We start from the raw sequence: 19,773 nt of genomic DNA on the forward strand, positions 1-19,773 counted from the left end.
ACGTACGGACGACCGCGCCTGCATCCGGGCGGAATCGGCGAGGTCTAGTTCGAGACCAACGCCGCCGGCCTCGTCGTCGCGCGCGTGCACTACCGGCGCCTGGATGGGGTTTTGAGACAGGCCCAACGCACGGCATCCACCAGGTCAGCGGCGCGCTCAGCGGTGACAGCGGCGGCACGGGCCGGCTCCCTGGTGGCAGACACTGGAGGCCTCTCCGGCCGGTCCACGGTCGCGGCACTGATCGAGAACTGGTATCAGCAGGAACTGCTGATCCAGAGGATCCGCCCGCAGACTCTGCACGAGCACTATCGGAATGCCAGATCGGTCATCGTGCCGACCCTCGGCGGGGTGCTCATTGGTGAGGTCACCGTTCCGATGTGCGAGAGCGCGTACGCGCAATGGCTGTTGCCGCGTCGGGCGATGAACAGCGCGGGCGAAGAGTTCGGCGACCCCCGTGTGATGGGCCCGCGCGCCCGGAATGCGATGATCGCCCTGCGTCTGGTGATGGCACGTGCGGTGTCGATCGGGCTTCGGACGGACAACCCGGCCGAGCGAGTGCAGCTTCGCAAGCGTCAGCGCAAGGCGATCCACGCTCTCGACGCCAGTCACGTCCAGCAGGTGCTCACCGCCGTCGACGCCTACAATCTGCGGCCCGAACGCAACGGCCCGCCGCAGAAGTATCTCTCGTTCGCGTTGGCGCTCATGGCAGGAACAGGCGCACGCATCGGTGAGGTTCTCGCCCTCAGGTCGGTGGAGGACATCGACCTGATGAGCTCACCGGCGATCGTTCACATCTCCGGGACCATCGTTGACCTCAAGGGTGCGGGTTCGATCCGGCAGGAATTCCCGAAAACGGACAAGGGCAAACGGTCGGTGCAAGTGCCGATTTGGCTGGATGAGAAGATCCGGTCGTGGCTGGCGGAACCCGCGCGTGCGGACATGGAGCTGCTGTTCGAGACGACTGCGGGGCGTCCGGTGAGCCCGGACCGATTGCAGAAGAACCTCCGTACGGTTCGAGACTGGGCGAACCTTCCGGAATGGCTGGTCAGCCATGTGATGCGCAAGTCGGTGGCCACGGCGATCACGGCCGCGCACGGCACCGACCAAGGAATGTGGGTGATGGGCCATGCGGACACGCGCGTGCGGGATGAGCGCGTGCGCTTTTCCCATGATCTGAAGCGCGATCTCCGTCGTTGCGAGCTTCTGCTCCGCCTTCGCGAGCTGACGACGCAACCGCGCGATCTCCGCCTGTTCCCGCGACGGCGCGCCGACCGGCTCACCAGAGCTCTTCCCCTCCAGAAGGCCCGCGTCACGCTGCTTACGCCACTCCGAGATCAACGACGAATACAGCCCCCGCCGGCGCAGGAACACGCCGCCTTGACCGGTCTCACACGCGGTCTCGTACTCGGACAGGTACTTCAACTTCTGCGCCGGCGTGAACGAACGCCGACGCGTCGGGCCATCCGGATTCGAGGGAGCAGACACGACTCCATCATCCGTGCCGAGCAACGCGACAGGGGAACTCAAACTCATCGAACTGGTGATCCTTCAACGCCCTGCGAAGCGGACTTGCTATGAACCGGTGGACTCACCCAACCCTGACACGCAGGGCCAGGCCAGCGCTTTCGTCACGTCGATATAGAAACATCGACGTTTACGAGAGTGAGGGCGTCCGGAAGCACTCCTGGACCGAGGACCAGGAAGGTGCCATTCGGTGCTTCGGTGACAACCATCCAACCGTTCGGGGAAGAAGTGAGCACTTGCCCTGTTTGCGGCGATCCGTCGATCGATACCGGGATGGTTACCGGCGGGGTGGGAACGCCGGGCGGAGGGCCCCCGAAGTTCGAGCCCCAAGGCACGATCGTCATCTCTCCGGCGGCCCCAAACTCAAGCGTATGAACCTCGAAGCGCGGCGTCGTCTCCGCCGCCTTCTCGAAGATGTACTTCGTCTGAGAGATGGGTGTCGGGCTACCGTATGTCGTCGTTCCCCAGTTGATTTCGGGGCCCATGCTCGAAAGCCGGTACAGCGGCGGAAGGTTCTGGCTCGCAAGAAACTCAGCGCGCATCGCCTTCCGCCGCTCGGCCTCTTCCGCCGATACGGGAACGCCCCTCATCGGCTCTTCGCTGCTCGTCATGGCGTCACCCTTGTCGGCGTTTCAGACGTACAGGCTCATCGACGGATACCCAATCGTGCAGTCGGCCCAATCGGTCGTTACGGATCCGCTCAGGTATGCGTCTGCCCATCCGCTGCCGGTGGTTCCTGGCGCGCCTCCCGAAGCGCTCGTTCCAGGCCAAAAGCCGCTGAACGGGAGAGTTCCTCCGCCAGACGTGCCGCTGAACACGATGGACGTCGAGTACCACCAGATTCCGCCCGTCGATGAGACTACGTTCCACTGAAAATAGGCTCGTCCGCCACCTAGGGACCATCCGCTGATGCTGGCCGAGCCACAGTCGCCGTACACGGGGTTCGCGTTTGGTGAGGCCCCACCAATCCCTGTCTTCGAGCCATGATCGAGGACGCCACAGATGTTCACGTTGTGCTCGATCGCATACTTGCGGCCGGCTGGTTTGAGCGTGGAGCAGTCGATCGTCATCGGGGCCGACATGGTGACCGTTCGCGGCGACGTCGGGGGGGCATCTGATCCGGTCGTCGTGGCGGCACTCGCAGGACCGGCGAGGCCGAATGTGAGGATGGCTGCGGACAGAGTGGTAGCTGCGATCAGCAACGCCCTATTTCGGAGGTACATCTCTGCTGTTTCCTTTGCTCTAGCTGAGGTCGGGTCTCGCAACCATTGCGCCTCTGCTTCTCACACATATATACCGCTGGAAGGAGGGTGACAAGAGCCTCCGCAAATCACCATGCTGCTTTCCAGTAAGGAGCAAAGAGATAGCGGCTACGGGTTTGATCCGGCGGAGTACAAGGCGTTGTACGCGCGCCGAGAGCTAATGCAACCGCTGGATGACAGCCAGTTTTGGGCCGGTTGGTTTGACGGCTCTCACGGGTTCTCTGCGGTCCATGTCACTCCGTTCACGCTTCGCTTGCCGGGCTTGCCGGAGCCGCCCCTGCCCCAGGGGTATGCGATGACAGTCGTTCTTGGCGGGGTGGTCCTTCGCGGCGTGCGTTTCGTCACCCCAGGCCTCCGAGCGGACGCGGCGACGGAGCTGCAAATGCCGCAACTCTGGCCCTCGCGAATGGCCACGGAGTGGCCCGCCGGACAGGCATGGACACGTCAGTCCTTCCTCTCCCTCGCCGATGGAGCGACGCTGCGTGCACTGGACGGCCAAGCGTGACTGCAACCCTGGAGTCATGCGGCTCATCTCCCCGATAGCGAACTCGAAGACGGGCTCATCAAAGTTTCCGGCGCTGTGCCGCAAGCACGAGGTGTACTACCCTGCCCAGCTCGTGCAGGAGGCCTTCAGGGGACGCTTCTACGCGTTCATTACATCCTGCGAGTGCAGCGCCTATTTGATCCGGACAGATTCCGACCGCGTGCGGTTCCGCGGCGCGGGGGACGCAGAAGGCATCGCTGCTATGTATGCCGACCTGCCAGGACGTGACGTCGTCATTCGCGACGGGCGGGGAGAGTTTCACTGCAAGCGGCTACCTCCGGACTGACGCCTTCTGCCCGGCGACAACCTCTCGGCTGCTGAGAGGGTGAGGTCAGCTTGCCCACGCTGCAGTGAGCGACACGTTGTCGCTTTGTCCCGCGTAATGCTGCCCGTCGAGATCGGGAGCCGAGAAGATAAGGTTATGAGCGCGCTTCTACCGAACCTCGGGGATCTACTGAAGGTCCTGCCTGACTCTGCGGCGAATCTCGAAGCGCGCGAGATGGCTAATGCCGCGGCTGGCGCCGAGAACCTGGAGGAGCTTGACGCGGCGTTATCCACCGTGGTTCAAGGATGGCTCGCATGACCGCGCCCGCCGGCTCTCGGATGGAGTGGTTGGAGATTCGCGGCTTCCGGGCGTTCGGATCTGAAGCCAGACGCCTGGACCTCACTTCACAGCTGATCGTGATCCACGCGGGCAATAGCCATGGCAAGACCAGCCTCGCGGAGGCAGCCGAGTGGCTGATCACCGGTCGCAGTAGCAGGCGTGACCTTTTCGGCGGCGCCAAGGCCGAGTACAACGCTAGCCTGCGCAACGCGCATCTGCCTGCAGACAGTCCGGTGTGGGTCAGCGCGGGTATTCGTGATGGCGATGGCACGTTTCAGGTGGTGCGTCGCGACCTGATCGTGGACTTTGTGGGCGCGGCCGACTGCGAGTCGCGACTCACGGTGGACGGGGCCGACACAGACGCCGAGAGCGTATTCGGCGTGAACGCCGTCAACGACGCGATGTCCGCACCAGTGCTGTTGCAGCACACCCTCCGATACGTGCTGTCGACCGAGCCCAAGCAGCGGGCCACGTACTTCAAGGCTCTGCTCGCGCTCTCTGACCTCGACCTTCTTCGATCCCGTGTCAAGGCGCAGGCCACGGCGCTCGATGCCGCACCTGCGGGGCCGGGCTCGGCGCCGCTACAACGGCTCCTGCGTACCCGATTCGCGTCAGCGGTTTCCAGTATCCAAGCGCTCACCGGCGACCGCGAGACGCTGCGCAAAGGCGTTGAGGATGCGCTGCTCCTAGCTGGATCGATGGTGTTGGGGGAAAGACCACCCTCGCTACATCGACTCCGAACGGAGCTTGAGCGAGCGACGCAAGAGCACAATGAACAACTGTTCCCACTTACAGAGCTCAGCGGCGGAACGCTCGAGGACCCACCGGCTGCACCCGACCTTCGGGAGTACCTCGACGAGGCGCGGCGCGCGAGCAACCTTGAGACCGCATTACTTCCTGTGCTCGCTGCCGTTACAGAGAACACTCAACTTGCAGACCTTGATCGCCCGGTCGACTGCCCGGTATGTCTAACGCCCCACGCGCTGACGCCTGCACGTGTGATGGACATCAAAGGCCACCTGCGTAGCGTGACAGAGTTTCAGGCGGCTGCGCAGCAGGCTGAGGGCTCGATTGCTACTTTTCGAACGCATCTGTCCGCATGGCGTGAGTCACTGCAGCGCGCACGTCCGGCGGCAGCTTCCTGGAATGAGACGCGTAACGCTCAGGTCGTTGGCCTCGCTGAGGAACTCGGCGACGAGGCGGCGACCATGCTTCCGGGAGCACTTGCGCATGCGCAGCAGCTCGATGCTCTCCTGCTGAAAACGGACCAAGCTGCGGACGCGGCAGACGCTATCGCCTCGCACCTACTAGATCTGATCCGTCGTCGCGCAGACATCCCGAACGCAGAAGCGATTGATCTCACAGCGGTGCGTTCGTCAGCCTCCACGTACGCGGTCTCAGCGAACAGCGACGGAGCTGTCTCCGCGCTCAAAAGCGTGGTGGAACCAATCCTGCGATCGCGGCTGCAATCCGAGGGAACCCAGGAGCTGTTGGTTGCGGTCGGCCTCATTGACGAAATCGTGGACGAACTGCACTCCGTCTTGCAGCGGACTGCTGCCTCCAAACGGCTGACACGGGCCGACCGAGCCCTCCAGAAGGCAATTGCTTCGGTGCTTGACGCACGCTTCGCTTCTATGAGCAGTGCGATCGAGCGATGGTGGAACACGATCCGTCCCGAGGAGCTGGTTGGTTTCGCCGGAGTCAAACGCCGCGCTTCTGGGGCAGTGTTTGTGAATCTAGTTGGGGCGCTTCAATCCGACCTGCAGGGAGATGCCGTCGAGCGAGACGCGCTTGGCGTGTTCAGCGACTCACAGCTCAATGCGCTGGGCTTGTCGACCTTCCTCGCCCGGGCGGAGCTCGTAGGGCTGCCTTTCCTCTTTCTCGATGACCCGATCCCAGGCAGTGACGGCGATCATCGCCTCACCTTTGTCCAGAACACGCTGGCCGCGCTCCTCGATGCCGGCGTGCAGGTAATCATCACGACGTACGATCCGAAACTCGCCGAGCACGCTCAGACGCTCAATGAGCAGCACGAACCGATCACGTACGACCTCATCTTGTCGAATGTCGCTGAGGGCGCCGAACCGTCTCAGACATCTGATCAGTTCAGCAACTACATGCTGCAGGGCGAGGACGGGATTAATGCGCCGACGGCAGCCGGGCGCGCGAATGCTTCGGGTGCCTATCGGCGCGCGGCCGAGCGTCTCGCTAAGCAGATCATTGCGACCAACCTCACCTCCGCAGGCACCCGAACATCGATCGCTGACGTCGAAAAGAAGGCCACCGTGCTCGGAGACCTCATTCCGCTGGTCATGCCTCACGTGCTGAGTCCTGATGAGGGTGGCAAGTGGAAGGTGATGCCGCGAGTACTCAACCCCGGCAATCACGACGATGGTGCTCCTAGCAGCACGGAGTTGAAGACGGTCCGCGGTAATCTCCGGCAGTTCGCGAAAGCACATCGCGCTAAGTGGGGATCCCACTTCGTTACGTGAGGGACCTGCGAACCGCCGTTAGTGTGGTTCTCGGCGGGCGTACCCCGGACGCGCGCGGATAGGAACACCAGCGCCTCGCAGCCCGTTTAGCACGGTCTGCGGGTCGAACCCGAGCCTCCGTCCTATGGCCGCGGCAGAACGCCCTTCGCGATACAGGGCAGCGGCGGTCGATATATCCGTTTCGCTCATCCGGCGGACGGTTTGGATTCCGCGAGAAGCGAGATGCGAGCCGACAGTCTGCCGTGCGACGCCGAATTGGCGGGCCACATCAGCGACGTTGCCGTCTTCGCGGTAACGCGCGACCAGCTCATCTATGTCAGAAGGGCGGAGCTGGCGGGCAGATCAGGCTCGCGGCGCTGCTTGCCTCGGCCTCCGGGACTGCGCAGCTCTCAATACGAGCTCTGAAGGAGGGTGACCGTCGCAATGTTTGGAGCAAGCGTGCAGCAGGTCCACTGTTGTCATGAGTCGCGTCATAGGCGACTTGTGAGTCGCGTCATAGGCGACATTCAGGAGAAGGAGCCCGGCCATCGGCCAGGCTCTTTCTGCGTGTTGCGCCAGTAGCTGCGGTCGGGGTTGATCGTGTTGGTGGCGAGGATTTCGCCGGTGGTGAGGTGGACGACGGTGACGGTGGTTTCGTCCGCGATGAGGATGACGCGTTTCTTGCGGTGTTCGGCGCCGATGCCGAGGCGGTGCATGCGGCCGGCTCGGCGGAAGCTGATTTTCCGTTGGGACCGATGTGGTCGTGACGGACTCGGTAGTGGCCGGTGTTGATTCGCTTTGTCATAGAGGGTGACGCGCGTCCTCAGCCTTCCCTGCAAGAGATGCTCTCTGAGAATCTGCATCTCCGTCGAGGGAGGCGATCCCATGAGCGTTCCCGACGGCACTGAATTTCTCCGGCGCGTCCCTCGCGGCCCGCAACAGACTCGAGAGGTCGCGACGAATCGATCAGCTGCCTACCTTGTCGGACGGTGTCTTCTGGTGGGCATCAGGCTGCGTAAGCCCGCGGCGCGCGAGCGTGATGCGCCGGATGTCCTCAAAGACGTCTCTATGCGCGAGCAGCGGATCTCGAATCGGCTCCGCATCGGATCGAGGTGCGGCATCCTCGATGTAACCCGGGCTGCCTTCGTGCTTCAGCCATTGCGGAAACTCGCCGTCAATACGACGCCGCTTGCGTCCGGACCGGAAGCGCGCCGCGTCAAGCTCGTGCGTGCATGTCTCCAGCCCACGCATTGGCCGATGCGGCGTTACGATGCAATAGTTCGTCTCCCAGTCGGTGAACTCATCGAGCTCAACGCCTTCGCGTTCGCGCATGATCCAACGTTGGTCTCGGAACTGGCGGCGCTCTTCGGCAACGTACCGAAAATGTTCGATCGACTCGGGGACGATGTCTGTCGAGATGATCCACTCGACGAGCCCAAAGGAGATCCATCCGGCAAACACGAGTACTTCAGCTGGATCGAAAGGTAGTTCGTCACCCTGCCACCCGTTATTGAGCCGGTAGACGAGCGCCGCGATCGTGAATCCGACCACGAAGAAGATCATCCGTCCGCGGCTGGGGACGTACACTCTGAAAAGCACGAGGACAAGGCTCGAGAGTGACCCCAATGCGAAATACCAAAAGAGTGCCTCCGGGGTGATCAGCCACGAAAGTACCGATCCCACGAAGTTGAGACGCATCTCATTTGTCGGGAGCGTGATGTCGAGCAGCGGGATAAGCGCCACGCGTATCACGAGGGCGGCGAAGACCGCGCCGAGCGCTCCCGCGAGCACCTTCAGCACAAACTTTGTCGCCATGGCCGATTGTCCCGCACCGTGAATCGCTACCACCAGCTTCGGCGGCTGTGGCGTTGCTGTGAAGCGACCGCTGCTCGAAGCTCAGGTGTCCGAGCTGCCCCAATCGAGGCCAAACATCCCGCCTGTGATGGCCATCTAGTTGTCACCGTCGTCGGCGGCGTGAGTCGGCAGGAGCCCTGTCCCGCCGTCGCCGTGTCGCCTACCCTTGACTCATGAGCACCGACACGTCGCCGAGTCTCGCACTGCGCGAACTCATTGACGCGCACCGCGATGAGCTGGACGCGGTCCTTGCCGCCTACGGTGCGACTAACGCGCGGGTGTTCGGGTCCGTCGCCCGCGGAGAGGCGACCGAGACGAGCGACCTAGACATCCTGGTCGACCTGCTCCCCGATCACGTCCATAGTCGGCTGTTGCGGGTGAGTGGTGTCGCGGCCGGATTCGAGGCCATCCTTCATCGTGATGTCGACGTCGTCGCTGCGGAATTGATGCGCGACGCGGTCGGTGCAACCGCGCTGGCCGACGCGACCCCGCTGTGACGCGCTCGACTCAGAAACGTATCGCCGACATCCTCGCAGCGATCGACGCCTGCCATCGGTATCGGCGATACTTTGCGGACGACGACACCGACGTGGAGAAGATGGCAATCGACGCTGTGCTGCGTAACATCGCCATCATCGGGGAAGCCGTCAAACACCTGCCCGCCTACGTCACCAGCGCACACCCGCATATTCCGTGGGCAGCGATCGTCGGCATGCGCAACAACCTCATCCATCAGTACTTCGGTGCGAACCTCGAGGTCGTGAATGAGGTGATCGATCGTGACCTGGCGCCGCTCGCTGCCGCACTGCGCCCGCTCCTGCGCGACTAGCACTGCGGAACAAACCATTTCGCGAGGGCTGGTCACCCGCGGGGAATGAAGCGGGCGGCGAGAGCCTCCGAGCCGCGAGCGAGCAGGGTGACATCCGCACCGACGAGCACGAACGACGCTCCCGCGTCGATGTAGGCATCGGCGACGACTGGGTCGAACGCGTTCACCCCGACCGGCTTTCGGGCGGCCCGCACGGCGGCGAAGGCGCGGTGCACGGCGGCGATGACGTCGGGATGGGTCTGCTGTCCGAGCAGCCCCATCGACGCCGCGAGGTCGGAGGGCCCCACGAAGACCCCGTCGACGCCGTCGACCGCCGCGATGTCGGCGGCAGCATCCACCGCGTCGGCCGTTTCGACCTGTACGAACACCGACACGTGATCGTGCGCGTGCGCGAGATAGTCCTCGACGCGGTTCCAACGCGCCGAACGCGCGAGAGCGCTGCCCACGCCGCGGCGCCCGAGCGGCGGATAGCGGGTGGCCTCGACGGCCGCGCGCGCCTCGTCGGCCGACGACACCATGGGCACGATGATGTTCTGCGCTCCGAGATCGAGCACCTGCTTGATCGCCACGACATCCCCGATCGGCACGCGCACGAGAGGAGTCACCGGGTAGGCAGCCACCGCCTGAAGCTGACCGAGGGTCGACTCGAGCCCGTTGGGGGAGTGCTCCAGGTCGATGAGCAGCCAGTCCAGACCCGAGCCCGCGGCGATCTCGGCGACGAGCGGGCTTGCGCTGCACACCCACATGCCCGCGAGGGGCCGGGATGTCGCGGCGAGAACGTCGCGGAACGTCGGGTCTAGACGAATCGGCATGTGATCTTTCCCATCGGTCCGTAGTCACAGAGCACGTCGTCGCCGGCCGAGACCCACACGGGGCGGGTGAACGACCCGGCCAGGATGATCTCGCCGGCTTCGAGGCGGGCGCCGTGGTGGAAGAACTTGTTCGCGAGCCAGGCGACGCCCGTCGCGGGGTGATCGAGCACGCCCGCGGCCACACCGGTCTCGGTGATCTCGCCGTTGCGGTACAGCAGCGCCGGAACCCAGCGCAGATCGATCTCGTCGGGCCGCTTGCGCACGTCGCCGAGCACCATCGCCCCGTAGGCGGCGTTGTCCGAGATGGTATCGACGATCGTGCGGCCCTCGAGCTCGATGTGCGAGTTGAGCACCTCGAGCGCGGGGACGGCGTAGTCGATCGCTCGCAGCGCGTCGGCCAGCGTGCAGTCCGGGCCCTCGAGCGGCTCCTTCAGCGCGAACGCCAACTCGACCTCGATCCGCACGTTGGAGAACAGATTCACCGGGATGTCGTCGCCGCTCCGATAGACCGTGTCATCGAACATGACGCCGTAGTCGGGCTCGGTGATCCCCGTGGCGTCCTGCATCGCCTTCGAGGTGAGCCCGATCTTGCGCCCGACGAGCGTGCGGCCCGCCGCGATGTTCTGGTCGCGCCAGACGCCCTGGATGGCGTAGGAGTCCTCGATGGTCGCATCCGGATACCGCGCGGTGATCCGCGGAATCACGCTGTGCGCGCGGTCGGCGGCGGCCAGCTCGTCGGCGATCGCCGCGATGGTGTCAGGATCCAGCATCCGTCAGTCCTCTGTTCGATGCTCAATACGCGCGGCGTAGGTCACAGCTGGTGTCCGAGCTTGTATTCGCCCTGCTTCCAGCTCGGGAGTTCTTCGGGCTGGTCGGTCGGGCGGGTGTAGGAGAACCCGTCGGCGCCGATCGTGACCGCCATTTCGCTGGCGTCAGTGCGGGCGACGACCGGCTGCGGGTTACCGTCGAGATCGAGCACCAGGGATGCCTCGGTGTACCACGACGGCACGACCGGGTTACCCCACCAATCGCGGCGCTGGTTGTCGTGCACGTCCCAGGTGACCACAGGATTATCCGGGTCGCCGGTGTAGTAATCCTGGGTGTAGATCTCCACCCGGTGTCCGTCGGGGTCGCGCAGGTACAGGTAGAACGCGTTGCTCACCCCGTGCCGACCGGGCCCGCGCTCGATCGCGTCCGAGCGACGCAGCGCCCCGAGCTTGTCGCAGATGGCGAGGATGTTGTGCTTCTCGTGCGTCGCGAAGGCGACGTGGTGCATCCGAGGTCCGTCGCCGCCGGTCATCGCGGTGTCGTGCACAGTCGGCTTGCGCCGCATCCACGCGGCGTAGACGGTGCCTTCGTCGTCCTGGATGTCTTCCGTGACGCGGAACCCGAGGTCTTGCATGAACGCCACCGCGCGCGGCACGTCGGGGGTGACCTGGTTGAAGTGGTCGAGGCGTACGAGCTCACCCGGGGTCTGCAGGTCGTAGCGCCACGAGAGTCGCTCAGCGTGCTCGACATCGTAGAAGAACTCGTAGGGGAAGCCGAGCGGATCTTCGACCCGCACCGAGTCGCCGATGCCCTTGGTGAAGCCTCCGGGACGGCGCTCGACGCGGCATCCGAGTTCTTCATAGAACGCGACGGCGACGTCGAGTTCTTGCGGAGACCTCACCCGGTACGAGAACGCGGCGACCGCCGCCACCGGCCCTTGGCGCAGCACGAGGTTGTGGTGGATGAACTCCTCCGTCGACCGCAGGTACACCGCATCGGCATCCTCTTCGGTGACGTGCAGCCCGAGCACGTCGACGTAGAACGTGCGAGACGCCGCGAGGTCGGTGACGACGAGCTCCATGTACGCGCAGCGCAGGATGTCGGGGGCGGGCGAAGTCGGCGTCGGGATCGGATTGTCGGTGTGGATCGGCGCTTCCTGCGATACGTAGAAGCCCGAGGAGGTGAGGATCTTTTCGGTCATGATCAGCGTCCTTGCTTGCCGAAGGTGGGATTGTGAGCGTCGCCGAGCGTGATGTGCACGGCCTGCTGGTCGGTGTAGAAGTCGATGGAACGGTAGCCGCCCTCGTGCCCGAGCCCCGACGCCTTCACTCCACCGAACGGAGTGCGAAGATCGCGCACGTTGTTCGAGTTGAGCCACACCATGCCGGCTTCCACCGACTGAGCGAAGTTGTGCGCGCGCTTCAGATTGCTCGTCCAGACGTATGCGGCCAGGCCGTACTTCGTGTTGTTCGCGAGTTCGAGGGCCTCTTCGTCGGTGTCGAACGGCGTGATCGCGACCATCGGACCGAAGATCTCCTCCTGGAAGATCCGCGCGTCCGGCGCAACATCGGCGAAGACCGTGGGGGCCACGAAATTGCCGGTTTCGAAGCCTTCCGGTCGCCCGCCGCCCGCGACGAGCCGGCCCTCTGTCTTGCCGAGTTCGACGTAGCTCATCACCTTCGCGAAGTGCTCGGGGTGCACGAGGGCACCGACTTCGGTCGTAGGATCGTGCGGGTAGCCGATCACGACGCGCGAGGCCTGGGTGGCGTAGCGTTCGACGAACTCGTCGTAGATGTCGCGCTGAACGAGGATGCGGGAGCCGGCGGTGCAGCGTTCGCCGTTGAGCGAGAACACGCCGAAGATCGTCGCGTCGATCGCGGCCTCGAGATCGGCGTCGGCGAAAACGATCGCCGGCGACTTCCCGCCTAATTCCATCGACAGCCCTTTGAGGAACGGCGCCGCGTTGGCGAAGATCAGCTTCCCGGTTCCGCTCTCTCCGGTGAAAGAGATGAGGGGAACGTCCGGATGCTTCACCAGCGCGTCGCCGGCATCCTCACCGAGACCGTTCACGAGGTTGAACACACCCTTCGGCAGCCCCGCCTCTTCGAAGATGCCGGCCCAGAGCGATGCCGACAGCGGAGTGAACTCAGCGGGCTTGAGTACGACCGTGTTGCCGGTCGCCAGCGCCGGGCCGAGCTTCCACGACTCGAGCATGAACGGGGTGTTCCACGGGGTGATGAGCCCTGCGACGCCGATCGGCTTGCGATTGACGTAGTTCAGCTGCCGGCCGGGAACCTTGAACGCGTCGTCGGTCTGGGCGACGATCAGGTCGGCGAAGAACCGGAAGTTCTCCGCGGCCCGACGGGCTTGCCCGAGGGCCTGCGTGATCGGCAGACCGGAGTCGTACGACTCCAGCTCGGCGAGACGGGCATCGCGCGACTCGACGATGTCGGCGATGCGGTGCAGCACTCGTGAACGCTCGCGCGGCAGCATCCGCGGCCACGGTCCTTCGGTGAAGGCGCGGCGGGCGGCCGCGACGGCGAGGTCGACATCCTTCTTCTTCCCTGCCGCCGCTTGCACGTAGGTCTCGTTCGTCACCGGATCGAGCACGTCGAAGGTGTCGCCGTCGACCGAGTCGACGAATTCGCCGTCGATGTAGTGCCGGATGCGGGTGGGCAGATCAGCGGGAGCGCGGTGGAGTCGCTCGGCATCTTCGCGGATGCTGCCGGTGTCGATGGGTGTTGCGGTGTCGGTCATGACTTCCTCGGGATTCTCAGAGGGCGGCGAGGCCGAGGGCCTCATCGGGATGTTCGTGGATCAGATAGGCGTCGAGGGTTGCCGATCGGTGGCGGCGCGCGGCGGTCTCGATCTCGTCGAGCGGCGCGCTCGCTTCGATGAGCTGCAGGATGCGCTCGTGCTCGCGCACCGATTCCGCGGCGCGCCCGGGCACGAAGCTGAACGTCGAATCGCGCAGGTGACCGAGGCGGGCCCATTCGGCGCGCACGAGGTCGAGCAGACGCAGGTTTGCGCATTCCGCGAAGAGGATGGCGTGGAACTGCTGGTTCAGCGCGGTGAACGAGCGCGGGTCGAAGTGGCCGAGGGTTTGGACCATGAGGTCGTTCACGGCACGCGCACGGGCGAGGTCGTCGGCGCTCAGGCGCCGCGCCGCGAGCGCGGTTGCGGCACCTTCTAGGATGCTGAGCGCCTGCATACTCGACCGGTACTGCGAGTCGTCGACCATCGAGACATGCGCGCCGACGTTGCGCTCGAACGTCACCAGTCCCTCGGCTTCGAGCTGGCGGATCGCCTCGCGCACCGGAACGACGCTCATGTGCAGGTCGGCGGCGATCGAGCCGAGCACCAGCCGATACCCGGGCGTGAAGTCCTGGTTGGCGATCCGCCCCTTGATCCAGTGATAGGCCTGCTGCGACTTGCTCTGCGAGACATCCGCTCCCTGAGCTCGTCGAACGCTGGTCACTTCGTCTGGCGCCATGCGTCGTACCTCGCTTTCCACTCGGCGTTCATCGGGAAGAGGCCCTCGACGGGGTGACCGGCGGTGATCTGGTCGGCGACCCAGGCATCCTCGTCCTCCTGCGCGAGCGCTGCGTCCGCGACTTCCTCCGCCAGTGCGGGTGGCAGCACGATCACTCCGTCGCTGTCGCCGACGAGGATGTCGCCGGGCTGCACGGTGGTGCCGCCGCAGGCGATGGTGACATCGACATCCCACGGGACGTGCCTGCGACCGAGCACCGCGGGATGAGCGCCCGCCGAGTACACGGGAATGCCGACCGCGGTGACCGCGTCGACGTCGCGGACGCCGCCGTCGGTGATGATGCCGGCGGCACCGCGAGCCTTGGCGCGCAGCGCGAGGATGTCGCCCAGCGTGCCCGATCCGGTCTCGCCGCGCGCCTCGATCACGATGATCTCGCCCTGTGCGACCGCGTCGAAAGCGCGCTTCTGTGCGTTGTAGCCGCCGCCGTGAGAGGCGAAGAGGTCTTCACGACCCGGGACGAATCGCAGGGTCTTCGCTGTACCGACCAGTTTGGTGCCCGAGCGCAGCGGTCGGACGCCGTCGATGGTGACGTTGCTGAGGCCGCGCTTGCGCAGCTGCGCGGAGAGCCCCGCAACCGGCACGCGCAGCAGCTTCTCGCGCAGGGCGGGGGAGAGCGCGGCTGCCGGCGCGAGCCCCGCGGGTGCCGGCGCGAGCCCCGCGGCCGCGCGTGACCCCCACGCTTCGGCGCGCTGCGTATCGTCGACGGCCGGAAGCGACCCCAGCGTGGTGTCGAAAGATGCGTCGCCCTCAATGACGGTGGTGACCAGGCGCCCCGAACTCAGGCCCCGTCGAGGTGCATCGACCTCGACCTCGACCACGTCTCCGGGCACGACGACGGAAGACCCCGCGGGCGTGCCGGTGAGGATCACATCGCCGACTTCGAGCGTGAAGTGCTGCGACAGGTCGGCGATCAGTTGCGGGACGGGGAAGAGGAGCCCCTCGGTGGTGTCGTCCTGCGCCACGTCGCCGTTGACCCAGGTGCGCAGCCGCAGGTCGCCCGGGTCGATCTCGCGCGCGTCGATCAGTGCCGGCCCGATGGGCGTGAATCCGTCGCCGCCTTTCGAGCGCACGTTTGATCCCTTGTCAACCGCGCGCAGGTCGTAGAGACCGAAGTCATTGGATGCCGTGACCCACGCCACGTGGCGCCACGCGGCTTCGAGGGTGACCCGTCGTGCGGGAGTACCGATCACCAGAGCGACTTCACCCTCGAAGGCGAGTAATTCGGTGCCGGCGGGGCGCTCGATCGTGCCGCCGGATGCCGCGACCGAGCTGGACGGCTTGAAGAAGTAGGAGGGTGCGTCGGGACGACGACCACGCTGATCAGCCCGCGAGGCGTAGCTGAGGTGGACCGCGATGATCTTTCCCGGGCGCGCGGGGAGGGCTCCGAATCGGCCGCCATCGGCATGCTTCGTAGGGGTCATGAGCCTCTCCATTGCTTTGTATGCGAAATCGTATATGATCTAGATATCCACGGCAAGCCCATTGTGAGGATCTGCCGACAGAACGTCATGACATTGGAGTCATTCATGTCCGCACCGACGCCGCAAGGATTCACGCCCACCGGTACGATCGCGACCTCGACCGACCGTCGCCGCGTCGTATTCGCGACGGTCATCGGCACGACGGTCGAGTGGTACGACTTCTTCATCTACGCCACGGCAGTCGCTCTCGTGTTCGGTCAGCTCTTCTTCGCCCCCGCGGGCGAAGAGTTCGGCCAGATCCTCGCGTTCCTGACCGTCGGGATCAGCTTCCTCTTCCGCCCGCTCGGCGCCTTCCTCGCCGGGCACTTCGGCGACAAGTACGGCCGCAAGGTCGTTCTGATGCTGACGCTCATCCTGATGGGCGCCGCCACAGCGCTCATCGGTCTGCTGCCGACTTACGACGCCATCGGCGCGTGGGCCCCGGTGCTGCTGATCCTCCTCCGTGTGCTCCAAGGCGTCTCGGCCGGCGGCGAGTGGGGCGGTGCCGTGCTGATGGCCGTCGAACACGCGCCCAAGACCAAGCGCGGACTGTTCGGGGCAGCGCCCCAGATCGGCGTGCCGCTCGGCCTGCTCCTGGCCTCCGGAATCATGGCGCTCATGGCAGTCATCGCGCCGGGAGCCGCCTTCCTCGCGTGGGGCTGGCGCGTGCCGTTCCTGCTCTCGGTGGTGCTCATCGTCGTCGGCTACTACGTACGTCGCCGCGTCGAAGAGAGCCCCGTCTTCACGGAGCTGGCCGAACGCAAAGAAGTGACGCGGATGCCGATCGTGCAGCTGTTCCGCAAGCACGCGCTGCTCGTGCTGATCGCCGCGCTGGTCTTCGCCGGCAACAACGCGGTGGGCTACATGACGACCGGCGGCTACATCCAGAACTACTCGACCAACCCGGACGGTCCGATCGCCCTGGGCCGCGAGCCCGTGCTGTGGGCCGTGGCCGGATCCGCTCTCGTCTGGCTGCTCTCGACCTTCTTCGCCGGCTGGATCTCCGACCGCATCGGCCGCCGCACGACGTACATCATCGGCTGGGTCCTGCAGCTGGTGGGCGTCTTCACCCTGTTCCCGCTCGTGAACACGGGCAATATCGGGCTGCTGTTCCTCGCTCTCGCGTTCCTGACACTCGGGCTCGGGTTCACCTACGGGCCTCAGGCCGCGCTGTACGCGGAGCTGTTCCCCGCATCCATCCGCTTCTCGGGCGTTTCGATCTCCTACGCGATCGGCGCGATCCTGGGTGGCGCGTTCGCGCCCACGATCGCCGCCGCGCTGGTCGCCGCCACCGGAAGCACGATCTCGGTGACCCTGTACCTTGCGGGGATGACGGTGGTCGGTCTGGTCGCCACGCTCGTCCTCCGCGATCGCTCCGGCATCCCGCTCGGTCCGGATTCCGAGGTGGAGCAGACGGTCAGCCCGATCTACGGACTGTCCAAAGCCTGACCGACTGTCTCGGAGCGCCCGGGCGACTCAGGAGTTCACCCGGATGATCTTCTGCTGGTAGGGCGCGATAACCGCACCCGAGATGCGGAGATCGAGCAACAGGAACGGGCGATCGGATGCTGGAGTGTCGGCCCACTCGGCCAGGCGATCCAGATCGCCGAGAGTGCGAACGACCACCCCTTCGGCACCGAAGCCGCGAGCGAGGGCGGCGAAGTCGACCTCGGGGATGAGCATCGGAGCCCGGGCAAGCCCCTTGAGTCCGTACAGGTTGATCTCCGCGCCGTACGCGGCGTCGTTCCACACGACGGCGAGGCCTCGGCCTCGAGCGACGCGCACGGCCGACTCCAGGTCGGCCAGCGCCATGAGGCCGCCGCCGTCTCCGGTGGACAGCACGATCGTGGCGTCGGGCTTGGCGAGCGCGGCTCCGGGAACACTCGGGAATCCGAGTCCGATCGACTGGAACGCCGTGCCCACCATCATCATGCGGTCCGGCGACGCGACGGACCAGTACATGTTCGCCCACCCGAGGAAGTGGCCGCCGTCGCTCACGACGACCCGGTCCTTCGGCAGCAGCTCGCCGATTCGCGCCGCCGCCGAGCGCGGGTCGAGTCGGCCGTCCGGCGCGAGGGCATCGCCGGGCTCGTACTCGCCCAGAGTCGCGAAGGCCACACTCTCGCGCCAGCCACTCGGGGCTGCCCGTGTCGCGGCGAGCTCCTGCGAGACCGCACACGCGACGAGCGCGGCATCCCCGTGGATGTAGCCGCCGACGTGCGTGTGTGTCGCGGCGGCGGCCAAGTCGACCTGGAACACGCGGGTGCCGGGGGCGAACAGCGCGTCGAACCGCATCGTGAACTGATTGAGCGACGCTCCGAACACCACCGCCACGTCGGCTGTCGCGATCAGCTCCATCGCGGCCTCGGCCCCGAACCCTCCGGCGACCCCGAGGTCGTACTCGGCGCGGGGGAAGATCCCGCGACCGAGGGCGGTGGAGGCGGTGATGGCGCCCGTCGCGTCGGCGAGTACTCCCAGAGCGTCGCCGGCGCCGGCGATCCAGGCACCGCGACCGGCCAGCAGCAGCGGGCGCTGCGCCCCGGCGAGCGCTGCGGCGACATCTCGGATCGACTGCTCGGCGAAGGCTCCGCGCGGCGCGACCGGCTCAGGAACGCGCGGCTCAGGCACTTCGCCCATCTCTCCCGCCTCGAGCGCCCCGACGTCGTACGGGATGGCGAGCACCGTGGGCACCCGGTAGGTCAGAGCGTGCTCGATCGCGATGACCGTCGTGGCGGCAGCATCCGCTCTGCCCACGGTGTAGGTGCGGGCGCCCACGGCGGAGGCGAGCGCGATCTGGTCGACCCCCCACGGGCGGCGGCCGGACGTGGGCTCATCGCCGACCACGAGCACCAGCGGGACATGCGCCTGCACAGCCTCGGCCAGCGCGGTCAGCGTGTTCGTGAAACCGGCGCCGTAGGTGGCGGTCGCCGCGGCGAGTCCGCTCCCGGCTCGATGGTAGGCGTCAGCGGCCACCACGCCGCCCGCCTCGTGCCGCACGGCGGTGAAGGCGACGGTGGTCGAGCGCTCGAGTGCGTCGAGGAAATAGGCGTTGCCGTTGCCCATCACCCCGAAGACGTGGTCGATGTGGCGGGCGAGGGCGGCGGCGACGTGTGCAGACACGGTGGGCATGATGCTCCAGCATTTTGAGACGGGACGGTGGGTTCCGTGTGTGTCTCGCGGGCGGCGATCTGATGCCGCGGCTGCGTGCCCCTTTTTCGAGCACCGGCGCCTTCGGGCCGGACGTCTCGAGCGTAGCCGGGTGGGGGGCGGCGCTGCCAGCCCCGCGGTCGCAGCGAAGGACCGTGAGTCACCGGTCGCCCGCTGCCTCAGCCTCCGAGCGCCTCGCGGATCACGTCCGCCGATCGGCGCAGTCGTTCCGCGATCTGCGCCGGTTCGTGTGCGCTCGCGACGTACACCACTGCGATCGCCGCCGGGCGCCGTCCCCGCACGACGAGCGGAACCGACACGGATCTCAAGCTCGGGATGACTTCGTCATGGCTCGTCGCGAAGCCGCGGGCCGCAGCATCCCTCACCTCGTCACGGAGTCGCGCGGAGGCATCCGGGGGCCACTCGCCCGGGGGGAGAGCCGACAGGATCGCCTTGCCGGGGGCGCCGACGGTCACCGGATGCCGCGTGCCGGGCCGTTGGGCGACCGACGCGATCGCGTGGCGCGGCTCGACGCTGACCAGGGTGACGCACTCGTCGTGATCGAGGACGACGAGGAAGCACGTGGTCCCGAGTTCGTTGGCGACATTCGTGAGTTCGGGCAGGGCCTCGGCCTGCAGATCGTGCGCGACACCGGCGGCGAGCGCGGCCATCCGTGCTCCGAGCTGCACTCGGCCGAGCGAGTCGCGAGTGAGCAGGCCGTGGTCTTCCAGTGTTCGCAGCAGCCGGTAGGCGACCGATCGATGCACAGCGAGGCGCCGGGCGATGTCGTCGATCGAGAGCGGCTCGCGCGCGTCGGCGAGGATCTCCAGGATCCGGATGCCGCGACTGAGGGTCTGCGAGGCGGGCGAGCCTGCGGCATCCGTGTTCATCGCACGTCTCCCTTGCCTCGTGACCTGCGACCGTATACGATTTGTTCGTAATGAG

General features: G+C 65.9%; 19 protein-coding genes. 7 read left to right on the forward strand and 12 right to left on the reverse strand.

Going from position 1 to position 19,773, the window contains the following annotated elements:
* Nucleotides 1-192 precede the first annotated feature (192 nt).
* A complete protein-coding gene (locus tag ACFE6Z_RS03035; RefSeq protein WP_375384198.1) occupies nucleotides 193-1,578 on the forward strand; it encodes a tyrosine-type recombinase/integrase in 1,386 nt (461 codons plus the stop codon).
* Nucleotides 1,579-1,628: 50 nt separating this feature from the next.
* Here ACFE6Z_RS03035 and ACFE6Z_RS03040 read toward each other — a convergent pair whose 3' ends face one another.
* Nucleotides 1,629-2,135 (reverse strand): hypothetical protein, encoded by a 507-nt coding sequence (locus ACFE6Z_RS03040; RefSeq protein ID WP_375384199.1) that lies wholly within the window; start codon nucleotides 2,133-2,135, stop codon nucleotides 1,629-1,631.
* A 1,172-nt stretch (nucleotides 2,136-3,307) separates the two neighbouring features.
* Between ACFE6Z_RS03040 and ACFE6Z_RS03045 the strand changes: the two genes are divergently transcribed.
* The 3 genes from ACFE6Z_RS03045 to ACFE6Z_RS03055 all read left to right on the forward strand — a co-directional run bounded on the left by ACFE6Z_RS03045 (nucleotide 3,308) and on the right by ACFE6Z_RS03055 (nucleotide 6,426).
* Entirely contained in the window at nucleotides 3,308-3,616 is a 309-nt protein-coding gene (locus ACFE6Z_RS03045) for a hypothetical protein (RefSeq protein ID WP_375384200.1), read from the forward strand.
* Between the two features lie 135 nt (nucleotides 3,617-3,751).
* On the forward strand, nucleotides 3,752-3,913 hold the full coding sequence (locus ACFE6Z_RS03050) for a hypothetical protein (RefSeq protein ID WP_375384201.1): 162 nt from the start codon (nucleotides 3,752-3,754) through the stop codon (nucleotides 3,911-3,913).
* A complete protein-coding gene (locus tag ACFE6Z_RS03055; protein WP_375384202.1) occupies nucleotides 3,910-6,426 on the forward strand; it encodes an AAA family ATPase in 2,517 nt (838 codons plus the stop codon). The genes ACFE6Z_RS03050 and ACFE6Z_RS03055 overlap by 4 nt, the downstream gene beginning before the upstream one ends.
* A gap of 18 nt (nucleotides 6,427-6,444) precedes the next feature.
* On the opposite strand, the gene ACFE6Z_RS03060 is transcribed toward ACFE6Z_RS03055, so the two are convergent.
* The 3 genes from ACFE6Z_RS03060 to ACFE6Z_RS03070 form a co-directional block, all read right to left on the reverse strand.
* Nucleotides 6,445-6,615, reverse strand: a complete 171-nt coding sequence (locus ACFE6Z_RS03060; protein WP_375384203.1) for a helix-turn-helix domain-containing protein — start codon at nucleotides 6,613-6,615, stop codon at nucleotides 6,445-6,447.
* A gap of 317 nt (nucleotides 6,616-6,932) precedes the next feature.
* Nucleotides 6,933-7,121 (reverse strand): hypothetical protein, encoded by a 189-nt coding sequence (locus ACFE6Z_RS03065; protein WP_375384204.1) that lies wholly within the window; start codon nucleotides 7,119-7,121, stop codon nucleotides 6,933-6,935.
* A gap of 250 nt (nucleotides 7,122-7,371) precedes the next feature.
* The gene (locus ACFE6Z_RS03070) at nucleotides 7,372-8,220 is read right to left on the reverse strand and encodes a hypothetical protein (RefSeq protein WP_375384205.1); all 849 of its coding nucleotides are present in this window, start codon (nucleotides 8,218-8,220) and stop codon (nucleotides 7,372-7,374) included.
* Nucleotides 8,221-8,432: 212 nt separating this feature from the next.
* Here ACFE6Z_RS03070 and ACFE6Z_RS03075 point away from each other — a divergent pair, with 212 nt between their 5' ends.
* Nucleotides 8,433-8,756 carry a nucleotidyltransferase family protein gene (locus tag ACFE6Z_RS03075; RefSeq protein WP_375384206.1) on the forward strand — a complete coding sequence of 108 codons (324 nt, stop codon included), beginning with the start codon at nucleotides 8,433-8,435 and terminating at the stop codon, nucleotides 8,754-8,756.
* Complete coding sequence (locus ACFE6Z_RS03080; protein ID WP_375384207.1) at nucleotides 8,753-9,088, forward strand: DUF86 domain-containing protein; 336 nt, start codon at nucleotides 8,753-8,755, stop codon at nucleotides 9,086-9,088. Before ACFE6Z_RS03075 ends, ACFE6Z_RS03080 begins: the two co-directional genes overlap by 4 nt.
* Nucleotides 9,089-9,120: 32 nt before the next feature.
* On the opposite strand, the gene ACFE6Z_RS03085 is transcribed toward ACFE6Z_RS03080, so the two are convergent.
* From ACFE6Z_RS03085 to ACFE6Z_RS03110, 6 genes are read right to left on the reverse strand one after another with little or no spacing between them, the layout of a single operon-like run.
* Complete coding sequence (locus ACFE6Z_RS03085) at nucleotides 9,121-9,900, reverse strand: aldolase/citrate lyase family protein (protein WP_375384208.1); 780 nt, start codon at nucleotides 9,898-9,900, stop codon at nucleotides 9,121-9,123.
* Nucleotides 9,885-10,670, reverse strand: a complete 786-nt coding sequence (locus ACFE6Z_RS03090; protein ID WP_375384209.1) for a 2-oxo-hepta-3-ene-1,7-dioate hydratase — start codon at nucleotides 10,668-10,670, stop codon at nucleotides 9,885-9,887. Before ACFE6Z_RS03090 ends, ACFE6Z_RS03085 begins: the two co-directional genes overlap by 16 nt.
* Before the next feature lie 41 nt (nucleotides 10,671-10,711).
* Nucleotides 10,712-11,869 (reverse strand): 3,4-dihydroxyphenylacetate 2,3-dioxygenase, encoded by a 1,158-nt coding sequence (hpaD, locus tag ACFE6Z_RS03095; RefSeq protein ID WP_375384210.1) that lies wholly within the window; start codon nucleotides 11,867-11,869, stop codon nucleotides 10,712-10,714.
* Nucleotides 11,870-11,871: 2 nt separating this feature from the next.
* Nucleotides 11,872-13,425: a 5-carboxymethyl-2-hydroxymuconate semialdehyde dehydrogenase gene (gene hpaE / locus ACFE6Z_RS03100; RefSeq protein ID WP_375384211.1), complete on the reverse strand. Its 1,554-nt coding sequence runs from the start codon at nucleotides 13,423-13,425 to the stop codon at nucleotides 11,872-11,874.
* A gap of 16 nt (nucleotides 13,426-13,441) precedes the next feature.
* Nucleotides 13,442-14,161 carry a GntR family transcriptional regulator gene (locus tag ACFE6Z_RS03105; RefSeq protein WP_375384212.1) on the reverse strand — a complete coding sequence of 240 codons (720 nt, stop codon included), beginning with the start codon at nucleotides 14,159-14,161 and terminating at the stop codon, nucleotides 13,442-13,444.
* On the reverse strand, nucleotides 14,143-15,642 hold the full coding sequence (locus ACFE6Z_RS03110; RefSeq protein ID WP_375384213.1) for a fumarylacetoacetate hydrolase family protein: 1,500 nt from the start codon (nucleotides 15,640-15,642) through the stop codon (nucleotides 14,143-14,145). The genes ACFE6Z_RS03105 and ACFE6Z_RS03110 overlap by 19 nt, the downstream gene beginning before the upstream one ends.
* Before the next feature lie 105 nt (nucleotides 15,643-15,747).
* Here ACFE6Z_RS03110 and ACFE6Z_RS03115 point away from each other — a divergent pair, with 105 nt between their 5' ends.
* Nucleotides 15,748-17,130, forward strand: a complete 1,383-nt coding sequence (locus ACFE6Z_RS03115; protein WP_375384214.1) for an MFS transporter — start codon at nucleotides 15,748-15,750, stop codon at nucleotides 17,128-17,130.
* A 27-nt stretch (nucleotides 17,131-17,157) separates the two neighbouring features.
* Here the strand turns inward: ACFE6Z_RS03115 and ACFE6Z_RS03120 are convergent, their stop codons facing one another.
* Nucleotides 17,158-18,810: a thiamine pyrophosphate-binding protein gene (locus ACFE6Z_RS03120; protein ID WP_375384215.1), complete on the reverse strand. Its 1,653-nt coding sequence runs from the start codon at nucleotides 18,808-18,810 to the stop codon at nucleotides 17,158-17,160.
* A gap of 197 nt (nucleotides 18,811-19,007) precedes the next feature.
* On the reverse strand, nucleotides 19,008-19,718 hold the full coding sequence (locus ACFE6Z_RS03125; RefSeq protein ID WP_375384216.1) for an IclR family transcriptional regulator: 711 nt from the start codon (nucleotides 19,716-19,718) through the stop codon (nucleotides 19,008-19,010).
* Nucleotides 19,719-19,773: the final 55 nt, after the last annotated feature.

It is taken from the genome of uncultured Microbacterium sp. (genome assembly GCF_964244775.1).
Lineage (GTDB): Bacteria > Actinomycetota > Actinomycetes > Actinomycetales > Microbacteriaceae > Microbacterium.